Consider the following 18,863-nt stretch of genomic DNA (forward strand, 5'->3'; position numbering starts at 1 on the left):
ATGAGTGTGGACACCAGAACACCCCGCACACCCACGGGGGACGGCCCGTCGGGATTCGACGACGCTCCCGCGCTGAGCATGGTGAAGGTGCCGAGCGATCCGGCGCAGATCATCGTCAATCACGCGAGTTTCCGCGTGCAGTTGGGCGCGTCGACGTGGCGCGCCCCATCCTCGCGGATCGCACGGCACTTGAGCGCCACCGACGATCCGTCCCGGATGCCCGCGGCCGCCCGCCGCCGGCCCGTCGTCTGGAGCGGCAGGTCCGCCCCCGACGACACCGGCGCCCACCGGCTGCTCCAGGCGGTGCGGGGCGGCAGCGTCCGCCACGGCGAGCCCGCCGCCGACGCCGGGGCGACCCAGGTCATCCCGCGCGTCGATCCCGGCGGCGGGTACCCCGGCTACGACTCCCTGGACCAGACCGTCGAGACCCCCGTGGTCGGCGCCCAGCGCACCCCGGAGGCGAGCGGTACCCGACTGCTGCCGCACATGCGCACCGTCGGCTCCGCCTACGACGAACAGGCCTACGGCGAGACCGGGTACGACCGGGCCGGCCGGCCCGCCCACGACGAGAACGCCTACCGGGACGAGGAGTTCGCGGAGTCCGGCGGGGCGGCGCGCGAGGGCCGGCGCGGCCGGCGCCACAGCGACGACCCGGCCCGGCACGCCTACTACCCGGGCCGCCGGATGAACCTCGGCGTGGTCCTGCTCCCGCTGCGCATCTTCCTCGGCTTCATCTCCATCTACGCCGGCATGGGCAAGCTCTGCGACCCCGTCTACTTCGACGGCGGCAAGCGCGGCTCCATGGTCAAGTGGCTCAACACCCTGCATCCGTGGGAAGTCGCCGAGCCGCTGCGCCAGTTCGCCCTCCAGCACCCGGTCGGCTCCGGACTCGTCATCGCCTTCGCCCAGGTCGTCGTGGGCGTGCTCACGGTCCTCGGCTGCTGGCAGCGGGTCGCCGCGGTCTTCGGCGCGCTGCTGTCGGCCGCGCTCATCGTCACCGTCAGCTGGAAGACCGTCCCGGTCTACGACGCCCCCGACATCATCTATCTCGCCGCCTGGTCCCCGCTGATCATCGCCGGCGCCCCCGTCTACTCCGTCGACGGACGGCTCGCGGGCAGCGCCTGGCGCCGGCTCGGCCCCCGCTCCGACATCTGGGAGCTGCGCCAGTACGTCCTGCGCCGCGGTGCCCTCGTCACGGCGGTCACCGTCGGACTCACCCTGCTCGTCGGCTCGTTGCTCGGCGGCGCCGTCCGGGACTCCGACCGTGTGGTCGTCCCCGGCCCCGGCGAGGCCCCGCGCAACGAACTGCCCGGCTCCCCGCTCCCGGAGGAGCCCGGCAAGCCGCACCGGGCGACTCCGTCGGCCCCGAGCTCGCCCAGCCGCAGCGCCGCGTCACACCAGGCCGACCCGTCGTCCGCCGCGACGACCCCGGGCGCCACCCGTGAGACGGGTGCGGCCGGCGGCGGTGCGCCGAGCCAGACCCAGGGCACCGCGGGCCAGCCGGCCCCACCACAGCCGTCCTCCCCGGCCCAGCGGGCGCCGAGCACCAGCTCGGGTCCGACCTCCGGGGGCGGCACCACCGGCGGGGGCGGCACCACCGGCGGCGGCACGAGTGGCGGCTCCGGCGCCGGAGGCTCGTCCTCCGGCCAGCCGGGCCTGGTGGGCGGCCTGTTGGGGTAGCCGGGCCGGTGGGCGGCGTCCTGGCCACGCCCGCCGGCTGAACCACTCTCCGGCCCGTACGACGAAGGGGTCCCGCACGGAAGACGTGCGGGACCCCTTCGTCGTACGCGAACGCCGTGGTGGGCGGTGGTGCTCGGGCCGGCGCGGGAGGGGCGTCCGTGCCCGGGTAGGGGGCCCGCCCCGCTGGGACGCTCGGGGTGTCCGGGAGGGGCGCTCAGCGTCCCAGGGCGGCCAGTTCCTTCGCCGCCTCCGTGAGGTCCTTGGCGGTGTCGATGGCACGCCAGTAGGCGCCCTGCGGGATCGGGAAGCCGGCCAGGCTGCGCCGGCGGGCCAGGTGCGGGAACGTGGTGCGCTCGTGGTCCCCGCGCTCGGGCAGCAGGTCGGCGAAGGCCGGGGAGAAGACGTACACGCCGGCGTTGATCTCGTACGTCGTCGGCGGGGCCTCGATGAAGTCGGTGATGTGACCGAAGCCGTCCGTCTGCACGGCGCCCCACGGGATGCGCGGGCGGGCCAGCGCGAGGGTGGCGACCGCGTCGCGCTCGGTGTGGAAGTCCGCCATGTCGCGCAGCGAGAAACGGGTCCAGATGTCGCCGTTGGTGGCGTACCAGGGCCGGTCCGGGTGCGGGAGGTGCGCGGCGGCGTACTTCAGCCCGCCACCGCGGCCGAGGGGTTCGGTCTCGACGACGGTCCGGACGTTCACCGGCAGGTCGGCCGTCTTCAGCCAGTTCTGCAGGACGTCGGCGAGGTGGCCGCAGCTGATCACCACGTCCGTCACGCCCTCCTCGGCGAGCCAGACGAGCTGGTGGCCGATGATCGGCGTCCCCGTGCCGGGGATCTCGACCATCGGCTTGGGCCGGTCGTCAGTGTAGGGACGCAGCCGGGAGCCCTGGCCGCCGGCCAGGATCACGGCTTGAACGGGGCGCGACGCGGCGTTCGGATCGGTCATGACCGAACTGTACGTCGCGCCCCGCGGGCGGCTTCGGGCCGGTGACCGTTCGTTGATCAGGCGTTCCCTTTCCGGGTGCGCGGGGGGTCGGGGTCAGTTGTGCGCGGCCGCGACACCGGTGGCGAAGGAGGTGTCGCAGACGGGACGGGCGTAGGACTGGGCGCGGGAGGGCCCGTACACACGGACCGCGGCGCGGCCCAGGGCGCGGGCGATGGACCCGCAGTGCTCGGCCAGGGACGGACGGCCGTTGACGGCCTGCTGGAGGTGCGTCAGCGCGACGCCCGGGTTCTTGTCCTGGAGCTCGGTCAGGAGCTGGTCGCGCAGGACGTCCTGCGGGGCGCGGGCGGCCGACCGTGAGGAGGCCCCGATCACCGAGGCGTCCGAGGCGGTGAGGACCGAACCGGCCGGGCTGCCGGACCAGTTGACCCGGGTGACCGCCAGGGTGCCGGACAGCACCATGACGACGGGCAGGACGAGGGCGAGCGTACGGCCGATCCGGTGGGCGGGGCCCCGGCCGCGTCGCGTCTGCTGGTTAGTGGAGTGCTTCACGCGTGTGAGGGTAGCGCGGGGTAATGATTTGGCGACATTTAGTCACCGGTTCGGGGGATGAACTGGCGACCCCGGTTGGGTAGGGCGTTGACGCACACTGCTCGAAATGACCGGTCTGCCGGGGTATTTGTCGACAGCGAAGAGGGCCCCGCGGCGTGCTGCGGGGCCCTCTTCGTCAATGCGGGTGAAAGTCCGGGTCGAACTCCCGGTCTCAGTCGGAGAGGCGCTCGCCCGTGGAGGTCGAGAAGACGTGGAGCTCGCCCGGCCGCGGCACGACGTGCAGCTGCGAGCCCTTCTCCGGCACCTGGCGGCCGTTGACGCGGACCACGAGGTCCTTGACGTCGCCGTCGACGTCGGCGGTGCCGTAGACGTAGCCGTCGGCGCCGAGCTCCTCGACGACGTTCACGGAGACCGCGAGACCGGCCGGCGCGTCCTCGGTGTCCTTCGTCAGGGCGGTGGCGGCGGCGCCGTTGTGCTCCACCACGTCGAAGTGCTCGGGGCGGACGCCGACGGTGACCGTGCGGTCACCCTTGTCGGAGGCGGCCTTGAGAGCGTCACGGTTGACCGGCACCACGCTGTTGCCGAACTTCACACCGCCGTCGGTGATCGGCACCTCGACCAGGTTCATCGCGGGGGAGCCGATGAAGCCGGCGACGAAGAGGTTCACCGGGCGGTCGTACATGTTGCGCGGGGAGTCGACCTGCTGGAGCAGACCGTCCTTCAGTACGGCCACACGGTCGCCCATCGTCATGGCCTCGACCTGGTCGTGGGTGACGTAGACGGTGGTGATGCCGAGGCGGCGCTGGAGCGAGGCGATCTGCGTACGCGTGGACACGCGGAGCTTGGCGTCCAGGTTCGACAGCGGCTCGTCCATGAGGAAGACCTGCGGCTCACGCACGATGGCGCGGCCCATGGCCACACGCTGGCGCTGACCGCCGGAGAGCGCCTTCGGCTTGCGGTCCAGGTACTCGGTCAGGTCGAGGATCTTCGCGGCCTCCTCGACCTTCTGCCGGATCTCCGCCTTGTTGATGCCGGCGATCTTGAGCGCGAAGCCCATGTTGTCGGCGACCGACATGTGCGGGTAGAGCGCGTAGTTCTGGAACACCATGGCGATGTCCCGGTCCTTCGGCGGCAGGTGCGTGACGTCACGGTCGCCGATGCGGATGGCACCGCCGTTCACGTCCTCGAGCCCCGCGAGCATGCGGAGCGAGGTGGACTTGCCGCAGCCGGACGGACCGACCAGGACGAGGAACTCGCCGTCCTCGATGTGGATGTCGAGACCGTCGACGGCGGGCTTGGTGGAACCCGGGTAGATCCGGGTCGCCTTGTCGAACGAGACAGTGGCCATGGTGAAGGGCCCCCTTCTACCGGCAGGAACGTGCCGGACGATCCGTTGTGGAAGGTGGTGTGCCACCACGACGGGTGCTACCGGCGTGGTGTAGTCCACACGAGTGAACTGGCTCTGGACGGTACCCGGCGTTCACCTCGTCTGTCAGTACCTGGACCCCTGTGAACTTCGCGGAAACTTTCGATCGGGGCCGCCGGGACCTGGGTACACTGCTCGGGCACGCACGTCGCCACGCGCGTGCGCGCCTCCTTAGCTCAGCTGGTCAGAGCGCCGCTCTTGTAAAGCGAAGGTCGTCGGTTCGAATCCGACAGGGGGCTCCGTGATCTACCGGCGATCCACCGGGGACGACGCCCCCCCACACGCTCATGCGTCGCGGGGGCGTTGCCGCGGGACCCGACGGGAGTCGTCCTCGGCGGCGCCGTTCGAGCAGGCGACCCACTGCCTCCCGGGAGCGCCGTAGCCGGTGCCGCCGGCACAGCGAGTACGGCAGCCGAGGTCGTCCGTCCGACATCTGCCGGGGGCCGCGACAGCAGAGGGTGACGTTCCGCTCCCGCACCGCGCTCCTCCGCCGTACGCTGGTCGCCTCCATCAGGGATCCGCGCCGGTTGTCTGGAGGTAACGGGGTTGAGAGGGCGTAGTCCGGAACGGGTCCGCAACGAGCTGGTCGTCTCCATCGTGGACGTGCTCCAGGGCTCGGCCACGGTGAACCAGGCGGGCAGCCGCGAGCTCTGGCGGGAGCTGCTCGCCGACGAACTGGGCTCGCCCGTGGAGCCGTTCGGAGGGGACCGGCTGAGGCCCTGGCTCCTCCAGGTCGTCAAGGGGTGCGCCGCCGTCGGGGACGGACCGGCCTGTCTGGTGCGGTCCCTCGAGTACGTCGAGCAGCAGTCGACGACGGTGGCCGGACTGTGGCCCCTCGTGGACGAGTGGGAGGCCGTCGACTTCTTCAACCACGCCGACCTCGGCGAGCTGCGGCCCGTCCTGTTCTCCCTGCGCCCCCCGGACCTGGCCGCCATGGCGCGCCGGGCGAGCCGGTCGCGGGTGCAGGAGCTGCCCGCCTGGTGCCAGACGGCCTGGCAGGTGTTCCTGCGCCTGGCGGGCGAGAACGCCCCGGCCGGTGACCTCCCGCCGAGCATGGCCTTCCTCGCGCTGGCCGCCGACCGGCTGGTGGAGGACGGCGCGCCGGACGCCGCCGAACTGGTGCGCCGCTTCAACCGCGGCCAGGCCCAGGCGCTGGGCCTGGAGCGGCTGCTCGCGGACCGGCAGCGCTCCGACCTTCCGCAGCCCGCGCCGTCTCTGGTCCCCGCCTATCTGATGATCCAGTTCGAGCCGGACCGGATCGAGGCCGACCGCTACTACCTGTCGCACTGGCGCCAGTCCGACTCGGAGGGCTGGCACCCGGTGCGGGGCGAGACGGTCCACCTGCACTACAACGACCTCTCCGGCGCGGTGGAGCAACTGGTCGAGGAGACCGAGGCACGGTGGGCCGACCTGCGGCAGCCGGTGATCCTGGAGTTCGTGCTGCCCTGGGAGCTGCTCAACGAGCCCGTCGAGTGGTGGTCGAAGGAGTCCGGCAGCGGCTCCCCGACACCGCTGGCCCTCGACTACCCGGTGGTGGTCCGCAGCCTGGAGCGCTTACAGCGGGCCGCGTGGCACCGGCCCTGGCACACCAAGTGGCGGCAGCTGCGGGAGCGGCCCGCGGACAGCCACTCGCACCGGAGCCGTCCCGGGCAGGACGGGTCGTACTTCTTCCATCTGGAGCGGGAGCTGAAGGAGGACCGGCACGCGGTGTGCCTGGTGCTCAGCCAGCCGCCCGGCGACGCGTCGGGCGTCGGCCGCCAGGAGATTCTCGCCGGGCTGCGAGCCGGGGTGCCCGCGATGATCTGGCACCGCAGCGACTGCGCGGACCCGATGTTCCAGGACGCCATCAGCGAGATCCTGGAGGACCGGGGGCTGGGCCGGCTTGCGGAACGCGTCGGACAGTGGCGCAAGGAGGCGCTGGCCCTGGGCCCCGGCGGCTGGAAGGACCACGTGGGCCGGCATCTGGCGATCCTGCTGGACGATCCGGAGCACCGGCCGGGTCCGCCCGGCCCGGTGTAGGCCGTGCGGTCGTGGACCGGTGGGGGACCAGCGCTGTGGTCGTCCGCCGGCTCGTCGTCGTCGGCCCGGGGCGTGCGGGACGCGGTCTTGCACGCGGCAGCGCGGGCTGTCACGCTGAAACCGAGGACGGCCCGCCGGCCGTCGCACATGCGTGACAGCACAGGGGGTCGAGAAACACCCGCCGTTCGACTGTTCCCTTCCTCCTTCCCTCTGCTGCGGCAGGCCGTGTTGCAACGCGCGCCCGCCGCTGCCAGGCTGGGCACGTGGCTGTCACGCATGCCCGCACCCTGCGGGACTTCTCGGTACTCCCCGGCTCGGGCACTACCGGACGCTCTGAGAGTGCTTATGCAGTGTGACGACGGCCCACGAGCAGCAGCGGCACCGGCATCCGACGAAGCGTCAGTCGACGCGTCGGCGCACGCCCTGAGCGGACTGGCGCGGACCGGTCCCGGACCCCGGGCCGCCGTACTGCTCGTCGTGGACGACCACGTCACCATGCGGGTCTGGGACGACCTGATCGGCCGGCTGGCCGGTGAACTCGCCGCCCGGGACGGCCTCGGCCCGGTCACCCGCGTACGGCTGCTGAGTTCCGACGACACCGAACCGGCCCGGGTCCGGCTGGAACACCTGCCCCCCGCCGAGTCCGCGCACCGGGTGGTGCTGGTGCTGACCGACGGACTGGCCGCCGGCTGGCGGTCCGACGCGGTGCTGCCGCTGCTGCGTGAACTCGGCCGCTCCGAACCCCTCGCGGTGGTGCACCTGCTGCCGCAACGCCTGTGGTTCCGCACCGGTCTGGACCCGCACCGGATGCGGCTGAAGGCCGGGTCGCCCTGGGTACCGAACCACGCGCTGGAGTGGCAGCTGCGCGCCTCCCCGCTGGAGCCCGTCGACGACGACGCCGCCGGGCGCAGCGGTGTGGTGCCCGTCCCCGTGCTGGAACTGACGGAGCGTTCGCTGTCCGCCTGGGTCGACATGGTCGCCGGGCGGGACGAGGGCTGGGTGGAGACGTCCGGGGTCCGGGCGCGGGACTGGAAGCGGCGGCCGGACGCCGCGCGGGCCGTGCCGTGGGTGGAGGACGTGCCCGATCCGGCCAGCGCCGTACCGCCGTGGGAGCGGGTCTCGGAGTTCCGGGCCGCCGCGTCGCCCACCGCGTTCGCGCTGGCCACCCGGCTCGCGGCGGCCCCGCTGACGCTGCCCGTGATGGGCGTGCTGACCGCCTCGGTGCCCGGCGCCGGGCCCGCCCATCTCACCGAGCTGCTGATGAGCGGCCTGGTGCGGCCCGCGGGCGCGGACGCCGAGCGCGCGGCCGACGTGGCCTTCACCTTCGGCCCGAACATCCGCCAGGAGTTACTGGCGCTGTCCCGCCGCCGGGACACCGCGCGCGTGCTGCACGACGTACGGGAGCTGCTCGCCGCGGCCGCGGAGGGCTCCGACCCCGTCCTGCCGTCCGCCGACGAACTGTTCGAGACATCCGTCGTGCCGCTGGTGACCCGGCTCAACGTCGCCTTCCTGCGCGTCGAACTGATCGCGTTACGTGCCCTGTCCGGCCGTTTCCTGCCCCGCGCCGAGCGGCTCGGGCGCGCCCTGCGCGAGTACAACCGGCGCCACACGGTCAGCCTGCACAAGGACGAGGACGCCGGAACGCCGGCTTCCGCGGTCAGACTGCGGTTTCGGATTGCCGGTGGGGCCCCGAACCGGCCCAGGACAACTTCACCATCAGAGGGAGCCACGGCCATGGCCACCACGCAGCAGCAGCCATCGGTGGAGAGCGGCCGTACGACGCAGCCGCGCATCTGGGGCAACATCCCCCCGCGCAACCCGAACTTCACCGGCCGCGTGGACCTTCTGGAACGGCTCAGCGAACGCCTCCAGGAAGGCACGACCACCGTGCTGCCCGAGGCCATCCACGGCATGGGCGGTGTCGGAAAGACGCAGCTGGCCATCGAGTACGCCTATCGGCACCAGGCCGACTACGACATCGTCTGGTGGATCCCCGCCGAGCGCCCCGGCCAGATCGGCCAGGCCCTGGTGGAGCTGGCCCAGCGGCTCGGTCTCGGCACCAGCGCCGAGGCCAACATCGCCGGACCCGCGGTCCGTGAGGCGCTGCGCGAGGGGCGGCCGTACTCCCGCTGGCTGCTGATCTTCGACAACGCCGACAGCCCGGAACGGGTCCGCGACTACTTCCCCACCGGCGGCAGCGGCACCATCCTCGTCACCTCCCGCAACCGCCGCTGGAGCGTGGTGGGGCCCTCGCTGGAGGTCGACGTCTTCACCCGGGAGGAGAGCAAGGAGCTGCTGCGCCGGCCGCACGCCTACGGGGACGAACTCTCCGACGCCGAGGCCGATCAGCTCGCCGTCGCGCTCGGCGACCTGCCGCTCGCCCTGGAACAGGCCGCGGCCTGGCGGGCGGAGACCGGGATGCCGGTGTCGGAGTATCTGCGGCTGTTCGAGCACAAGCGCAGCGAGCTGCTGGAGGTCTCGCCGCCGCCGGACTACCAACTCCCGGTCGCCGCCGCGTGGAACGTCTCCCTCGACCACCTGGAGACCCGCAGTCTCACCGCCCTGCGCCTGCTCCAGCTGTGCTCGTACTTCGCTCCCGACCCCATCTCCCGGTCGATCTTCTCCGGTCTCGGCGGCTCCAGCATCGATCCCGAACTCGACCGGGCCCTGAACGACCCGATGCGGCTCGCCCGGGCCGTCCGGGAGATCAACCGCTATTCCCTCGCCCGTATCGATCACCGGTCCAACTCCATCGAGATGCACCGCCTGGTCCAGGCCGTGCTGGTGCACCGGATGTCCCCCGAGGAACAGAACCGCATGCGCAACGGGGCTCACACACTGCTCGCCGCCGCCGACCCGAAGGGTCCCAACCAGGCGGCCAACTGGCCGCGTTACGCCGAGTTGTACGGCCATGTCATCGCCTCGGGCGCGATCGAGTCCGACCAGCCGTGGGTGCGCGAGCTGGTGATGAACGTGGCGAAGTACCTCTGGTACTGGGGGGATCACCGGGTCGCGCTCGAGTTCACCGAGCAGGCCTGGCGGGTCTGGAAGGGACTCTTCGGCGAGGAGGACCAGCAGACGCGGCTGATGGGCTGGTGGCTCGGCTTCCTCTACCTGAGGGTGGGGCGCTACGACGACGCCTCCGAGACCGTCACCCGGCTCAGGGACGTCTACGACCGCACCGCGCCGGCCGACCAGGAGGACACCCGCGAGGACGCCCTGGTCGCGATGAACCTCGAAGCCGCGGTACGGCGCGCTCAGGGGGACTTCGCCGCCGGTGCCGAAGTGGACGAACTGGCCTACCAGCGGGCCCGACGGGCCTTCGGCGAGGACGATCCCACCACGCTGGTCACCGCCCACAACCTCGGGGTCAGCCTGCGGGTCATCGGCGAGTTCCGGCGGGCGCTGGAGCTGGACCGGCACACGCACGCGATGAAGTCCCGGCTGTTCGGCCGCGATCACCAGCAGGCGCTGGTGACCGAGGCGAGCGTCGCCGTCGATGTGCGCGAGACCGGCGACTACGTCGGCGCGCGGGCCCTGCAGCAGGCGGTCGTCGACGGCTACCGGTCCACGTTCGGCGCCGGCAACCCCACGACGCTGGGCACCGTACGGCAGTTGAGCGAGGCCTGCCGCAAGGAGGGCGACCACGCCACCGCTCTGGAACTGGCGCGGGAGGCGTTCGACCAGTTCACCCGCCGCTACGGCGACACCCACCCGGATGCCCTGCTGGCCGCGCTCGCCCTGTCGGTGGCGCTGCGGCACAACGGCGAGCTCGAGGCGGCCCGTGACCGCGGCGAGAAGGCCCGTGAACGCTTCCGTCTGATCTTCCAGCCCGACCACCCCCACGTCGTGGCGGCCGACGTGGACCTCGCGGTGACGCTGCGGCTGCTGGGGCGGGTGCAGGAGGCCCGGCAGCTGGACGACGCGGCGCTGCGGTCGCTGACCGAGCGCCTCGGGGAGAACCATCCCACCGCACTGGCCTGCGCCATCAACCTGGCGAGTGACCTGAGCGCGCTCGGGCGGACGGCGGAGGCACGCGAACTCGGCGACAGGACCCTGGCGCTGTGCCGGACGAGGCTCGGCGAGGACCACCCGACCACGCTGGTCTGCGCGGCGAACCTCTCCCTGGACCTCGTCGCCCTCGGTGAGACGGCGGAGGGCGAGGCGCTGCGCGGGGACACGCTGACGCGGATGGAGATGGTCCTGGACGCGCCCCGCCTCAGCTCCGCCGAGCCCGCTCCGCACCCGGCGACCGTGCAGGCCCGGGCCAGGCAGCGGACGGACTGCGACATCGACCCGATGCCGATGTAGGTGCGGGGGCGGGGGCGGGGGCCGAGGTGAGCCCTGGGCTCTGGCCGGCGGGGGGTGTCGGGCGCGTGGTGCCGGGCTCGGGCCCGCGACGGGTGTCGGGTGTGCCGGGCTTGGGTCGGCGGCGGGTGCCGGGTTCCGGTCGGCGGCCTGGTGCCGGGCTCGGGCCCGCGACGGGTGTCGGGTGTGTGGTGCCGGGTTCCGGTCGGCAGCCTGGTGCCGGGCTCGAGCCCGCGGCGGGTGTCGGGTGTGTGGTGTCGGGCTCGGGCCCGCGGCCGGCCTCGGGGGTGCGGCGGGGTGTTCAGGTCCGGGGCGAGTCGAGCCAGGTGGCGAGGCTGATCGGGTCCGGTGCCGCGTCCGTCGCGTGCAGCAGGGCCTGGTGCACCGCCAGCGCGCGTTCCGGGTGGTGGCACAGCAGGCGGGCCGCTTCCGGTTCCGTGCCCTCCAGGGCGAGGGCCCGGCCGAGGCCCGCCCAGGCTCCGTGCCGGCCGGGCTCCGCGACCAGGTGCGCCAGGTAGGCGTGCCGGGCCGCTGTGGCGTCGCCCGCGGCGAGCAGGGCGTCCGCGGTGAGTGCCCCGGTGACCGCGGCCGCGGTCTTCTCCGCTCCGCCGGGTGACATCCGCTCGTCCGCGTCGCTGAGCCGGTAGCGGACCAGCATCGACAGACTGTCCAGCCAGCGCGCCGAGGGGTCCGGTACGACCTCGGGTCCGGCCGCCAGGGAACGGGGCGCCTCGCTCGCCCCGTCCAGCCAGGCGCGTACGGCCGCCTCGACCGCCGGCGCGGCGGGGCGCCGGTGGTGGGCGCGCCAACGGGTGACATGGTCGTCCACGCACAGCCGGGCCAGTGCCAGGGGCTCCTCGGGGACCGGCTCCGCCAGCCACGCGGCGCACTGTTCACGCAGCGAGTCGAGCAGGGCCGCGCCCAGCGGGGTGAGACGGGGATGGCGGTGGATCTGGTCCATGGCCGTGGCCGCATGGGCCCGCCACAGCGCGAACTCGAAATGCGCCAGGGCGGCCCGCGTCGGTGCGGTGGTGCGGTGCACGCGCCAGAAGCCGGTGACCCCCATGAAGGCGTAGATCCCCTGGAGCAGCCCTTCGAGGGGCCGGGGATCGTTCCGCCAGGGCGCGTACCAGAGTTCCGTGTCCTCGTCGGAGGCCGGCACGAGCAGCGGCGTCAGATGCAGCAGCCCGCCGAGCTTGGTGTGCTGGAACTCGTGTATCAGGGTGACGGCCAGCTGGACGGCGTCGTCCGGCTCCGAGGCCTCGACGCCGCCGAAGGCGTCCCCCGAGGTCACACTGCGCGGCCGGAACCTCTCCCGCGCGGTGGTCGGCGTCAGCGACATCACGCTCCGCCGCATGGCGTCCGCCGTCCCGGGCTGCTCCGCCAGCAGGACGGCCCAGGCCCGCTCCAGCAGGTCCCGCCAGTGCCCCGCGCCCTCCTCGGACAGCGGACGCGGCGCGGTCGGCTGCGGATACGTGCGGTACGGGTCCACGTCGTCCAGCGCGATGTCGAGCCGCCGCCCGGGCGGACCCACCGACAGCCGGCGCACCGGATGCCACCCGGGTCCCGCCGCGCCGGACGCCGGCACCACGGTGACCCGGGCCCCCGGTGACTCGATCACCGCGCGTCCGCTCCGCGCCCGTACCCTGGCCGTGGTCCAGGGCTCGGCCACCGGCAGTACCGCGCAGCCGAGGGTCGGCAGAGGGACCCAACCGTCCCGCACCGGCACCTCGATGCTGAAGTCGAGCTCCGCGCGTAGCGCAGCCGCGGCGGCGATCGCCGACATGTGGCCGAGTTCCACCCACAGCGGCGGCTCGTCCCGCGGCGCCGTTCCGCGCAGCCGGCGCAGTACCCCGGCCAGCCACATACCCGTCTGCGGATAGGTGAGCAGGTCGTCGACGACCTGGGGCGCGTGGCGCTGCGCCTCGCTCAGAAGCTCCCACGCGGGACCGAGCTCCGTGGCGTCGTCGAGTATCCGCAGCAGCAGGAGACGCCGGCTTCGTTCGGCGCCGAGCAGGATGTCGAGCGTGGCGGGGCCGCCCTCGCCACGGACCAGTTCGGCCAGGCTGTCAGGCGGCAGACGATGATGGGGCAGGGCCGGCTCAGCACGCATGAGCGGCCCCGGCAGTGTCAGCCGAAACCGTCGGCGCCGCCGTCGATGCCGGCGACGCTGGCCAACTGGTGGTCGATCGTTGGCAGTAGTTCCTGGATGGATGCGGCGATAACTCGACTGTCCATGGAGCGCAGCGTTTCAAGAGACACCCCCGCGAGATCGACAAGGCTGGACTCGACGGCGGCCACAGTCGGCTCCATGACGGCCAAACCCCTTCTCCCCCGGCTGCACGTGTGGATTCCTGCTGCTGACATCCTCCTGATAATGGCCCGCAGTTCGGAGTATGAAACCCCGCGGCCACGCGGCCACGCGATATCAGGTCAGTGGCTCTCATCGGCTCGGTGATGGCGCCGGGACAACTCCATCGCCTCGCGGTCCATACGGGCCACTCCCTCGGAGTCGCCCTCCAACAACCGTAACGCCTCCAGGAACTGGTCCAGGGTGCCCCGGTAGCGCAGGCAGGTCCGCACGATCCCGAACACGTCCGCGCGCAGGGCCGGCGACCTGGGGCTCATGGCCGCGATCGCGGGGTCGATGCCGTCCAGGGCGAGGGACAGCGTGGTGGGGTTCTTCACGGTGGGGAGCGCGGTCAACGCCGTGACCAGGGAGTTGAGTTCACCCAGAGCCAGGTTGTCCGGCAGTCCGGCCAGGGGAGCCCGGTGCGGCCGTGCGGCGGTGGACCGCGCCAACTCCCCGGCGTCGGCGGGCAGTCCGGCGTGCTCGTGCAGCAGGGTCAGTTCGGTTTCGGTCAGCAGTTCGTACCAGCGGTCCACGCGGACGGCGGCGAGGCGGCCCAGGCCGTCCGTGCGGTGGTGGGCGCTGACGACGGCGATGAGGGTGTCGTCGTGCCAGACGGCCGCGCCGGACATGCCCTCCCAGGGGGAGCGGCCGGGTTCCGTGTCCGACTCGGGTGGTGTGACGGCGAGTTCGAGGGTGCCCTCGCGGCGGTTGGAGAGCACGGAGGTCATGCCGGTCGCGTGGCACGAGTCGCGGTACTGGGAGGGCGAACCGTCGTCCGGCGCGTGCGCCGGGTCGGCGCGCAGCTTGAACCGGGGGAAGCCCATGGCACTGCAGGGCAGTGTCACGTCCGCGTCGGGCACGGCGCCGTAGGACGGCGGCGGGGCCGGCCGGGCGTGGATGCCGGGCGGTGCGGGGGCGAGGAGTTCCAGGAGCGCGACGTCGGCCTTGTCGGAGGCCAGGGCGACCCGTGCGGGCACGGTCCACTCCTCGGCCCGGTCGGCCTCGAACCGTACGAGGACATCCTCCGGCGCGGCCTCGCGCACCACGTGTGCGGCGGTGAGCACCCACGAGGCCCCCGCCCGGTAGCCGGAACCCCGGCGGCCGGCACCCCGCCCCGTCGGCGGTCGCGCGATGACCTCGGCCACGCGGACCGGGTCGAGCCCGCGGCGGGCGTCTGCCGGCAGCACGGTGTTCAGCCCGCCTCTCTGTGCAACACCTCGGTCATTTCCTTCAGTTCACACACACGGCTCCTACCCGCAACGCTCATCCGTCACTCGATCCGGGTCGATTCCGCGCTGTGGTCCGTGTGGGGCGCCTGGGGTGCATTAGGGTCACTGAAGCGACCATAAACCCCCGAAAGCGGGATATTCAGGTACGCATGAGGTATTGATCGCCTCACCACCCACCTTCACCTTCACAGTCACGGGGACGGCGTCATGGAGAAGTCCGGAGTCGAGTCGGAGCTGATCGACCTCAGCGACGTGCCGTTGGACGCCTGGCCCGGTATGAGCCTGCCGTCCGCCGGGGACTCCATGCGGCGCCTGCTCGGCCGCATCGACGACCCGGCGAGCAGCCTCGGCGGCTACAACCCGCAGCGCGACGAAGCCGGCGAGTAGGTCCCCTCCGTGCCGCACACCGCCCGCCCCCGCCCCCACGTCCTGGCCCCTCGGTCCTTCGGGGAACTCCTCGGCGGCGGGGGCGGTGCCCCGACCGTCGCCGCGCTGCGCGCCGGTGAACGCAGCTGGCGCCTGCTGGTCGTCCGCGCCCTGCTCGACGCGGCCGGCCCGGCACCGGCCGGCCCGCTGCCCCCGCTCGCCGACGGCTGGCGCCTGCTGACCCGCGCGCACGCCGCGTCCGCCGACGCCGTCGAGGCGCTGCTCGCCTACCCGGCCGTCGGGGTGTGGGCGGCGCACACGCTACGGCGGCTGCGCGGGAGCGCCGGGGGCGACACCCCCCTGTGGGCGGACACCGGGTACCTGCACGCGCTCGCGGCCGCCGCGGCCGTCCGGGCGGGCCTGGACTTCCGTACCGGCATCCCGGTCCGTGACGGCTGGGCGGTGCTGCCCGCGCTCGGCGCGATGCGCGTGCCCGGCGCCGGGGACCTCGGCGTGGCCGAGGTGTCCGCGGCCGGCGGGCGGGTGCGGATCGCGGGGCGGGCCGCCGAGGGAGCCGGCTGGCATCCGCTGACCGCACTGCGCGCCGAGGGCTGCACCCTCCTCCTGGACGACACCGATCCCTACCGCGCCCTGCGCGCACCCGCCGCGGCCGACCCCCTCGACTGCGCCGCCGACTGGCAGGAGCTGTTCCGCGCGGCCTGGCGGATCCTGCGCGACACCGACGCCGAGACGGCCCGGGCGCTGGCGGAAGGGCTGGTGTCGGTGGTGCCCCGGCCCCGGAGTGAGCGGTTCCGGCCGCACAGCGCCTCCTCGGGCGACGCCTTCGGTACGGCGCTCGCGTCCCTCCCCGACGACGGCGAGCAGTTCGCGTCCACGCTCGTGCACGAGTTCCAGCACAACAAACTCAGCGCGTTCATGCACCTGTTCACCCTGTACGACGACCAGGGCACCGGGCTGTACTACGCCCCCTGGCGGGACGATCCCCGGCCGCTCGGCGGTCTGCTCCAGGGCGTGTACGCCTTCTTCGGCGTCACCGCGTTCTGGCGCCGGCGGCGCCATCCGCTCGGGCGGTTCGAGTTCGCGCTGTGGCGCTCCCAGACCGCGCACGCCCTGCACACGGTCGGCCGGGCGGAGCAGCTCACCGACCTGGGGCGCAGGCTGGTGGCCGAGTTGTCCGGACGGCTGGAGCCGTGGCTGGCGGAGCCGGTGGAGGGGCCCGCACCGGCGGCGGCGGAACTGGCGGTCGAGGACCACCGGGCGCTGTGGCGGGCGTACCATCTGGCGCCCGCCGGTCCCGCGGGCGAGCAGCGGCTCGCTCCGCGCACCCCGGCGCGCGGCTTCGACACGCGGGCGGTCCTGCTGCGCTGGCTGCTGGCCGACCCGGCGGGCTTCGAGCGGCTGCGCGACGACCCGGGCGCCACGGTGAGCGGGGCGCGCCCCGAGGACACCGACCTGGTGTCCGGCCGTACGGCCGAGGCGCTGGCCGCGTTCCGCGCCCGTATCGTCCGGGGCGACGGGGATCCGGAGACCTGGGTCGGCCTCGGCCTCGCCGCGCGGGCCGAGGGGGACCCGGCGGGTGAGGGGCTGCTCGCCCACCCGGGACGCGCGATGACCCTGTACGCCGACTCGTCCGGCGCGGCGGACCCACTGGAGGTGGGCCGTGAACTGGGTCGTGAACTGGGTCGTGAACTTGGCCGTGAACTTGGCCGTGAGCCGGGTCGCTGCCCGTCGGGTGACGGGGCTGATCCGCTCCGGGCGGCAGGCAGGGGCTGATCGCGGCCGTCCGGGAGTGACGGTGGCCGTCGCGCGCGGTGGAGGTCGGGCGGGGCGGGCCGTGGCCCTCCGGGACGCGTCGTGACCGGTCGGCCCGCTGCCCGCTGCCCGCTGTCCGCTGCCCGCCGTCAGCCGCCCAGTCGCTCCAGGGCCTCGTCCGTCAGCCGGTACACCGTCCACTCGTTCTGGGGGCGGGCGCCGAGGGCCTCGTAGAACGCGATGGACGGGGCGTTCCAGTTGAGGACGGCCCACTCCAGGCGCTGGTAGCCGCGGGTGACGCAGAGGCGGGCGAGTTCGGTGAGCAGGGCCTTGCCGTGGCCGGCGCCCCGGGCGGTGGGCCGGACGTAGAGGTCCTCCAGGTAGATGCCGTGGACGCCGCGCCAGGTGGAGAAGTTGAGGAACCACAGGGCGAAGCCGACCGTCTCGCCGGTCGTGTCGTCGGTCGCGAGGTGGGCGTGGGCGGCCGGGTGGCCGCCGAAGAGGGCCGCGTGGAGCTGCTCCGGGGTCGCCCTGACCTCGTGCAGGGCCTTCTCGTACTCGGCGAGTTCACGGATCAGGGTGTGGATGACGGGGACGTCGGCGGGAGCGGCGGCTCGAATCATGGGGTGAGGTTAACTCCGGTCGCCGTCGCGCAGTCGCCGGGCGATCTCCAGCCGCTCCGGTTCGGGTGGACGGCCGTCCTCGATGTCCCACAGGGAGTTCTGCAGGACGCGGCCCAGGGTCCAGGCGCGGGCCCGGGCACGGTCCAGACCGAGGACGTCCGTCATCGCGTCGAACCGCCAGCGGATCTCGCCGGCCTCGAAGCGGTTGGCGAGGGCGGGCAGCAGCTCGAAGGCGGGGTCGCCGGCCAGCGGCTTCGGGTCGATGGCCAGCCAGGGGGCACGGTCGGCGCCGAGCACGTTGTCGTAGTGCAGGTCCCAGTGCAGCAGCCGGTCGCCGGGGTCGTCCACCACCTCGCGCACGGCGGCCGCGCAGTCGGCGACCAGCCGGCGGACCGCGGGATCCGGGACGCGTTCCAGGGCCCGCGGTGTCCGGTCGAGCAGGGCGCGGGCGAGGTCGCCCAGACGGCGCATGCCGTGCGGCGCCGGTACGGCGGTGAGGCGGCCGAGGAGCCCGGCGACGACGAGGGCGGCCGCGCGGGAGTCGGGGACGTACGACAGCGTGCGGGCCGGGTCGAGGCGCTCCAGGAGCATGGTGCCGGTGGCCCGGTCGTGGTCGAGGAGCCGGACCGCGCCGGCACCGTCCCACACGCGCAGGGCGACCGGCTCGCTCTCGGTCTCGGAGTCGGGGAGCTGCAGCTTCAGCACGGCGGGGCTGCCGTCGGGGCGCAGGACCGGCAGGACCAGGGCGCTGACGCCGTGCATCGGCGTCCCGTCGGGCCGCAGCTCCCAGCGCTCCAGGAAGCCGGCGGCGAGGCCCGGCAGCGCGGCGACGAACGCGCGGCCCGCATCCCCGTTGTACCTCTCCTGCGCCGCGGCCAGCGCTTGCGGAATGTCGATCACGTGACGGACGTTACTGGCGTGCGTGAATCGGCTCATGCGAATCGACCGGGGCCCGCATCGGGTGTGGAGCTACGTCCGCGGCGCCCCCGGCACCTACGTATGGCTGGGCATCCTGTTCGTGACGACGGTGGCCATGCACCGCATGTCGCCCGAGTTCGAGCAGGAGTTCCTGCGGCAGCGGTCGACCAACCTGCACGAGCTGTCGCAGCATCCGCTGCGGGTCCTGGTGACGAGCGCGATGTGGATCGACGGCGGGATCTGGCTGCCGTACGTCGTCTTCTACAGCGTCTTCCACGCGCAGGCCGAACGCTGGCTCGGGACGCTGCGCTGGCTGGCCGTCGCCGCCGCCGCGCACGTCCTGGCCACCCTCATCAGCGAGGGCGCGCTGTGGCTGGCGATCAGGGACGGCCGGGCGCCGAACTCGGCGGTCAACACCCTGGACTTCGGGGTGAGTTACGCGCTGGCGGGGGTGGTGGCGGTCCTCACCTACCGGATCGCGTCCCCCTGGCGGTACGGCTATCTCGCCGTCGTCCTGGTCGTGTACACGTACCCGCTCGTGGCCGCGCCGACGTACACGGACCTCGGCCACTTCCTCTCCGTGGTGATCGGTCTGAGCTGCTATCCGCTGGTCGGCGGGCGCGGAGAAGCACGGAATCCGAAGGAGACAGCGGACGTGCACCGGGGTTGAATA

At 73.2% G+C, this 18,863-nt stretch carries 14 protein-coding genes and 1 tRNA gene; 7 read left to right on the forward strand and 8 right to left on the reverse strand.

What is annotated here, in order from left to right:
* Positions 1 to 1,680 carry a DoxX family membrane protein gene (locus tag AC07AZ_RS12015; RefSeq protein ID WP_478846493.1) on the forward strand — a complete coding sequence of 560 codons (1,680 nt, stop codon included), beginning with the start codon at positions 1 to 3 and terminating at the stop codon, positions 1,678 to 1,680.
* 214 nt (positions 1,681 to 1,894) lie between these two features.
* Here the strand turns inward: AC07AZ_RS12015 and AC07AZ_RS12020 are convergent, their stop codons facing one another.
* From AC07AZ_RS12020 to AC07AZ_RS12030, 3 genes are all read right to left on the reverse strand, one after another.
* A complete protein-coding gene (locus tag AC07AZ_RS12020; RefSeq protein ID WP_478846495.1) occupies positions 1,895 to 2,626 on the reverse strand; it encodes a nucleotidyltransferase family protein in 732 nt (243 codons plus the stop codon).
* Between the two features lie 93 nt (positions 2,627 to 2,719).
* Positions 2,720 to 3,175 carry a hypothetical protein gene (locus tag AC07AZ_RS12025; RefSeq protein WP_478846497.1) on the reverse strand — a complete coding sequence of 152 codons (456 nt, stop codon included), beginning with the start codon at positions 3,173 to 3,175 and terminating at the stop codon, positions 2,720 to 2,722.
* Positions 3,176 to 3,386: 211 nt separating this feature from the next.
* Complete coding sequence (locus AC07AZ_RS12030) at positions 3,387 to 4,523, reverse strand: ABC transporter ATP-binding protein (protein ID WP_478846499.1); 1,137 nt, start codon at positions 4,521 to 4,523, stop codon at positions 3,387 to 3,389.
* Positions 4,524 to 4,766: 243 nt separating this feature from the next.
* On the opposite strand from AC07AZ_RS12030, the gene AC07AZ_RS12035 reads away from it, so the two are divergent.
* From AC07AZ_RS12035 to fxsT, 3 genes are all read left to right on the forward strand, one after another.
* Positions 4,767 to 4,840 (forward strand) — tRNA-Thr (locus AC07AZ_RS12035).
* A 307-nt stretch (positions 4,841 to 5,147) separates the two neighbouring features.
* Positions 5,148 to 6,620, forward strand: a complete 1,473-nt coding sequence (locus tag AC07AZ_RS12040) for a VMAP-C domain-containing protein (RefSeq protein ID WP_478846501.1) — start codon at positions 5,148 to 5,150, stop codon at positions 6,618 to 6,620.
* A gap of 147 nt (positions 6,621 to 6,767) precedes the next feature.
* The gene (fxsT, locus tag AC07AZ_RS12045) at positions 6,768 to 10,931 is read left to right on the forward strand and encodes an FxSxx-COOH system tetratricopeptide repeat protein (RefSeq protein ID WP_478846503.1); all 4,164 of its coding nucleotides are present in this window, start codon (positions 6,768 to 6,770) and stop codon (positions 10,929 to 10,931) included.
* 298 nt (positions 10,932 to 11,229) lie between these two features.
* Here the strand turns inward: fxsT and AC07AZ_RS12050 are convergent, their stop codons facing one another.
* The 3 genes from AC07AZ_RS12050 to AC07AZ_RS12060 all read right to left on the reverse strand — a co-directional run bounded on the left by AC07AZ_RS12050 (position 11,230) and on the right by AC07AZ_RS12060 (position 14,468).
* Positions 11,230 to 13,041 carry an HEXXH motif domain-containing protein gene (locus AC07AZ_RS12050; RefSeq protein WP_478846505.1) on the reverse strand — a complete coding sequence of 604 codons (1,812 nt, stop codon included), beginning with the start codon at positions 13,039 to 13,041 and terminating at the stop codon, positions 11,230 to 11,232.
* Between the two features lie 17 nt (positions 13,042 to 13,058).
* Positions 13,059 to 13,229, reverse strand: a complete 171-nt coding sequence (locus AC07AZ_RS12055) for a hypothetical protein (RefSeq protein WP_478846507.1) — start codon at positions 13,227 to 13,229, stop codon at positions 13,059 to 13,061.
* Positions 13,230 to 13,361: 132 nt separating this feature from the next.
* On the reverse strand, positions 13,362 to 14,468 hold the full coding sequence (locus tag AC07AZ_RS12060; RefSeq protein ID WP_478846509.1) for an effector-associated domain 2-containing protein: 1,107 nt from the start codon (positions 14,466 to 14,468) through the stop codon (positions 13,362 to 13,364).
* A gap of 249 nt (positions 14,469 to 14,717) precedes the next feature.
* Here AC07AZ_RS12060 and AC07AZ_RS12065 point away from each other — a divergent pair, with 249 nt between their 5' ends.
* Both AC07AZ_RS12065 and AC07AZ_RS12070 read left to right on the forward strand, forming a co-directional pair.
* Positions 14,718 to 14,897, forward strand: a complete 180-nt coding sequence (locus AC07AZ_RS12065; protein ID WP_478846512.1) for a hypothetical protein — start codon at positions 14,718 to 14,720, stop codon at positions 14,895 to 14,897.
* A gap of 9 nt (positions 14,898 to 14,906) precedes the next feature.
* Positions 14,907 to 16,670 carry an HEXXH motif domain-containing protein gene (locus AC07AZ_RS12070; protein ID WP_478846513.1) on the forward strand — a complete coding sequence of 588 codons (1,764 nt, stop codon included), beginning with the start codon at positions 14,907 to 14,909 and terminating at the stop codon, positions 16,668 to 16,670.
* Positions 16,671 to 16,798: 128 nt separating this feature from the next.
* Here AC07AZ_RS12070 and AC07AZ_RS12075 read toward each other — a convergent pair whose 3' ends face one another.
* Both AC07AZ_RS12075 and AC07AZ_RS12080 read right to left on the reverse strand, forming a co-directional pair.
* Complete coding sequence (locus AC07AZ_RS12075) at positions 16,799 to 17,272, reverse strand: N-acetyltransferase family protein (protein ID WP_478846514.1); 474 nt, start codon at positions 17,270 to 17,272, stop codon at positions 16,799 to 16,801.
* A gap of 9 nt (positions 17,273 to 17,281) precedes the next feature.
* Positions 17,282 to 18,208 carry an aminoglycoside phosphotransferase family protein gene (locus tag AC07AZ_RS12080; RefSeq protein ID WP_478846516.1) on the reverse strand — a complete coding sequence of 309 codons (927 nt, stop codon included), beginning with the start codon at positions 18,206 to 18,208 and terminating at the stop codon, positions 17,282 to 17,284.
* Between AC07AZ_RS12080 and AC07AZ_RS12085 the strand changes: the two genes are divergently transcribed.
* Positions 18,207 to 18,860: a rhomboid-like protein gene (locus AC07AZ_RS12085; protein ID WP_478846518.1), complete on the forward strand. Its 654-nt coding sequence runs from the start codon at positions 18,207 to 18,209 to the stop codon at positions 18,858 to 18,860. The genes AC07AZ_RS12080 and AC07AZ_RS12085 overlap by 2 nt on opposite strands.
* Positions 18,861 to 18,863: the final 3 nt, after the last annotated feature.

The sequence above is a fragment of the Streptomyces sp. NPDC043878 genome (assembly GCF_056435735.1).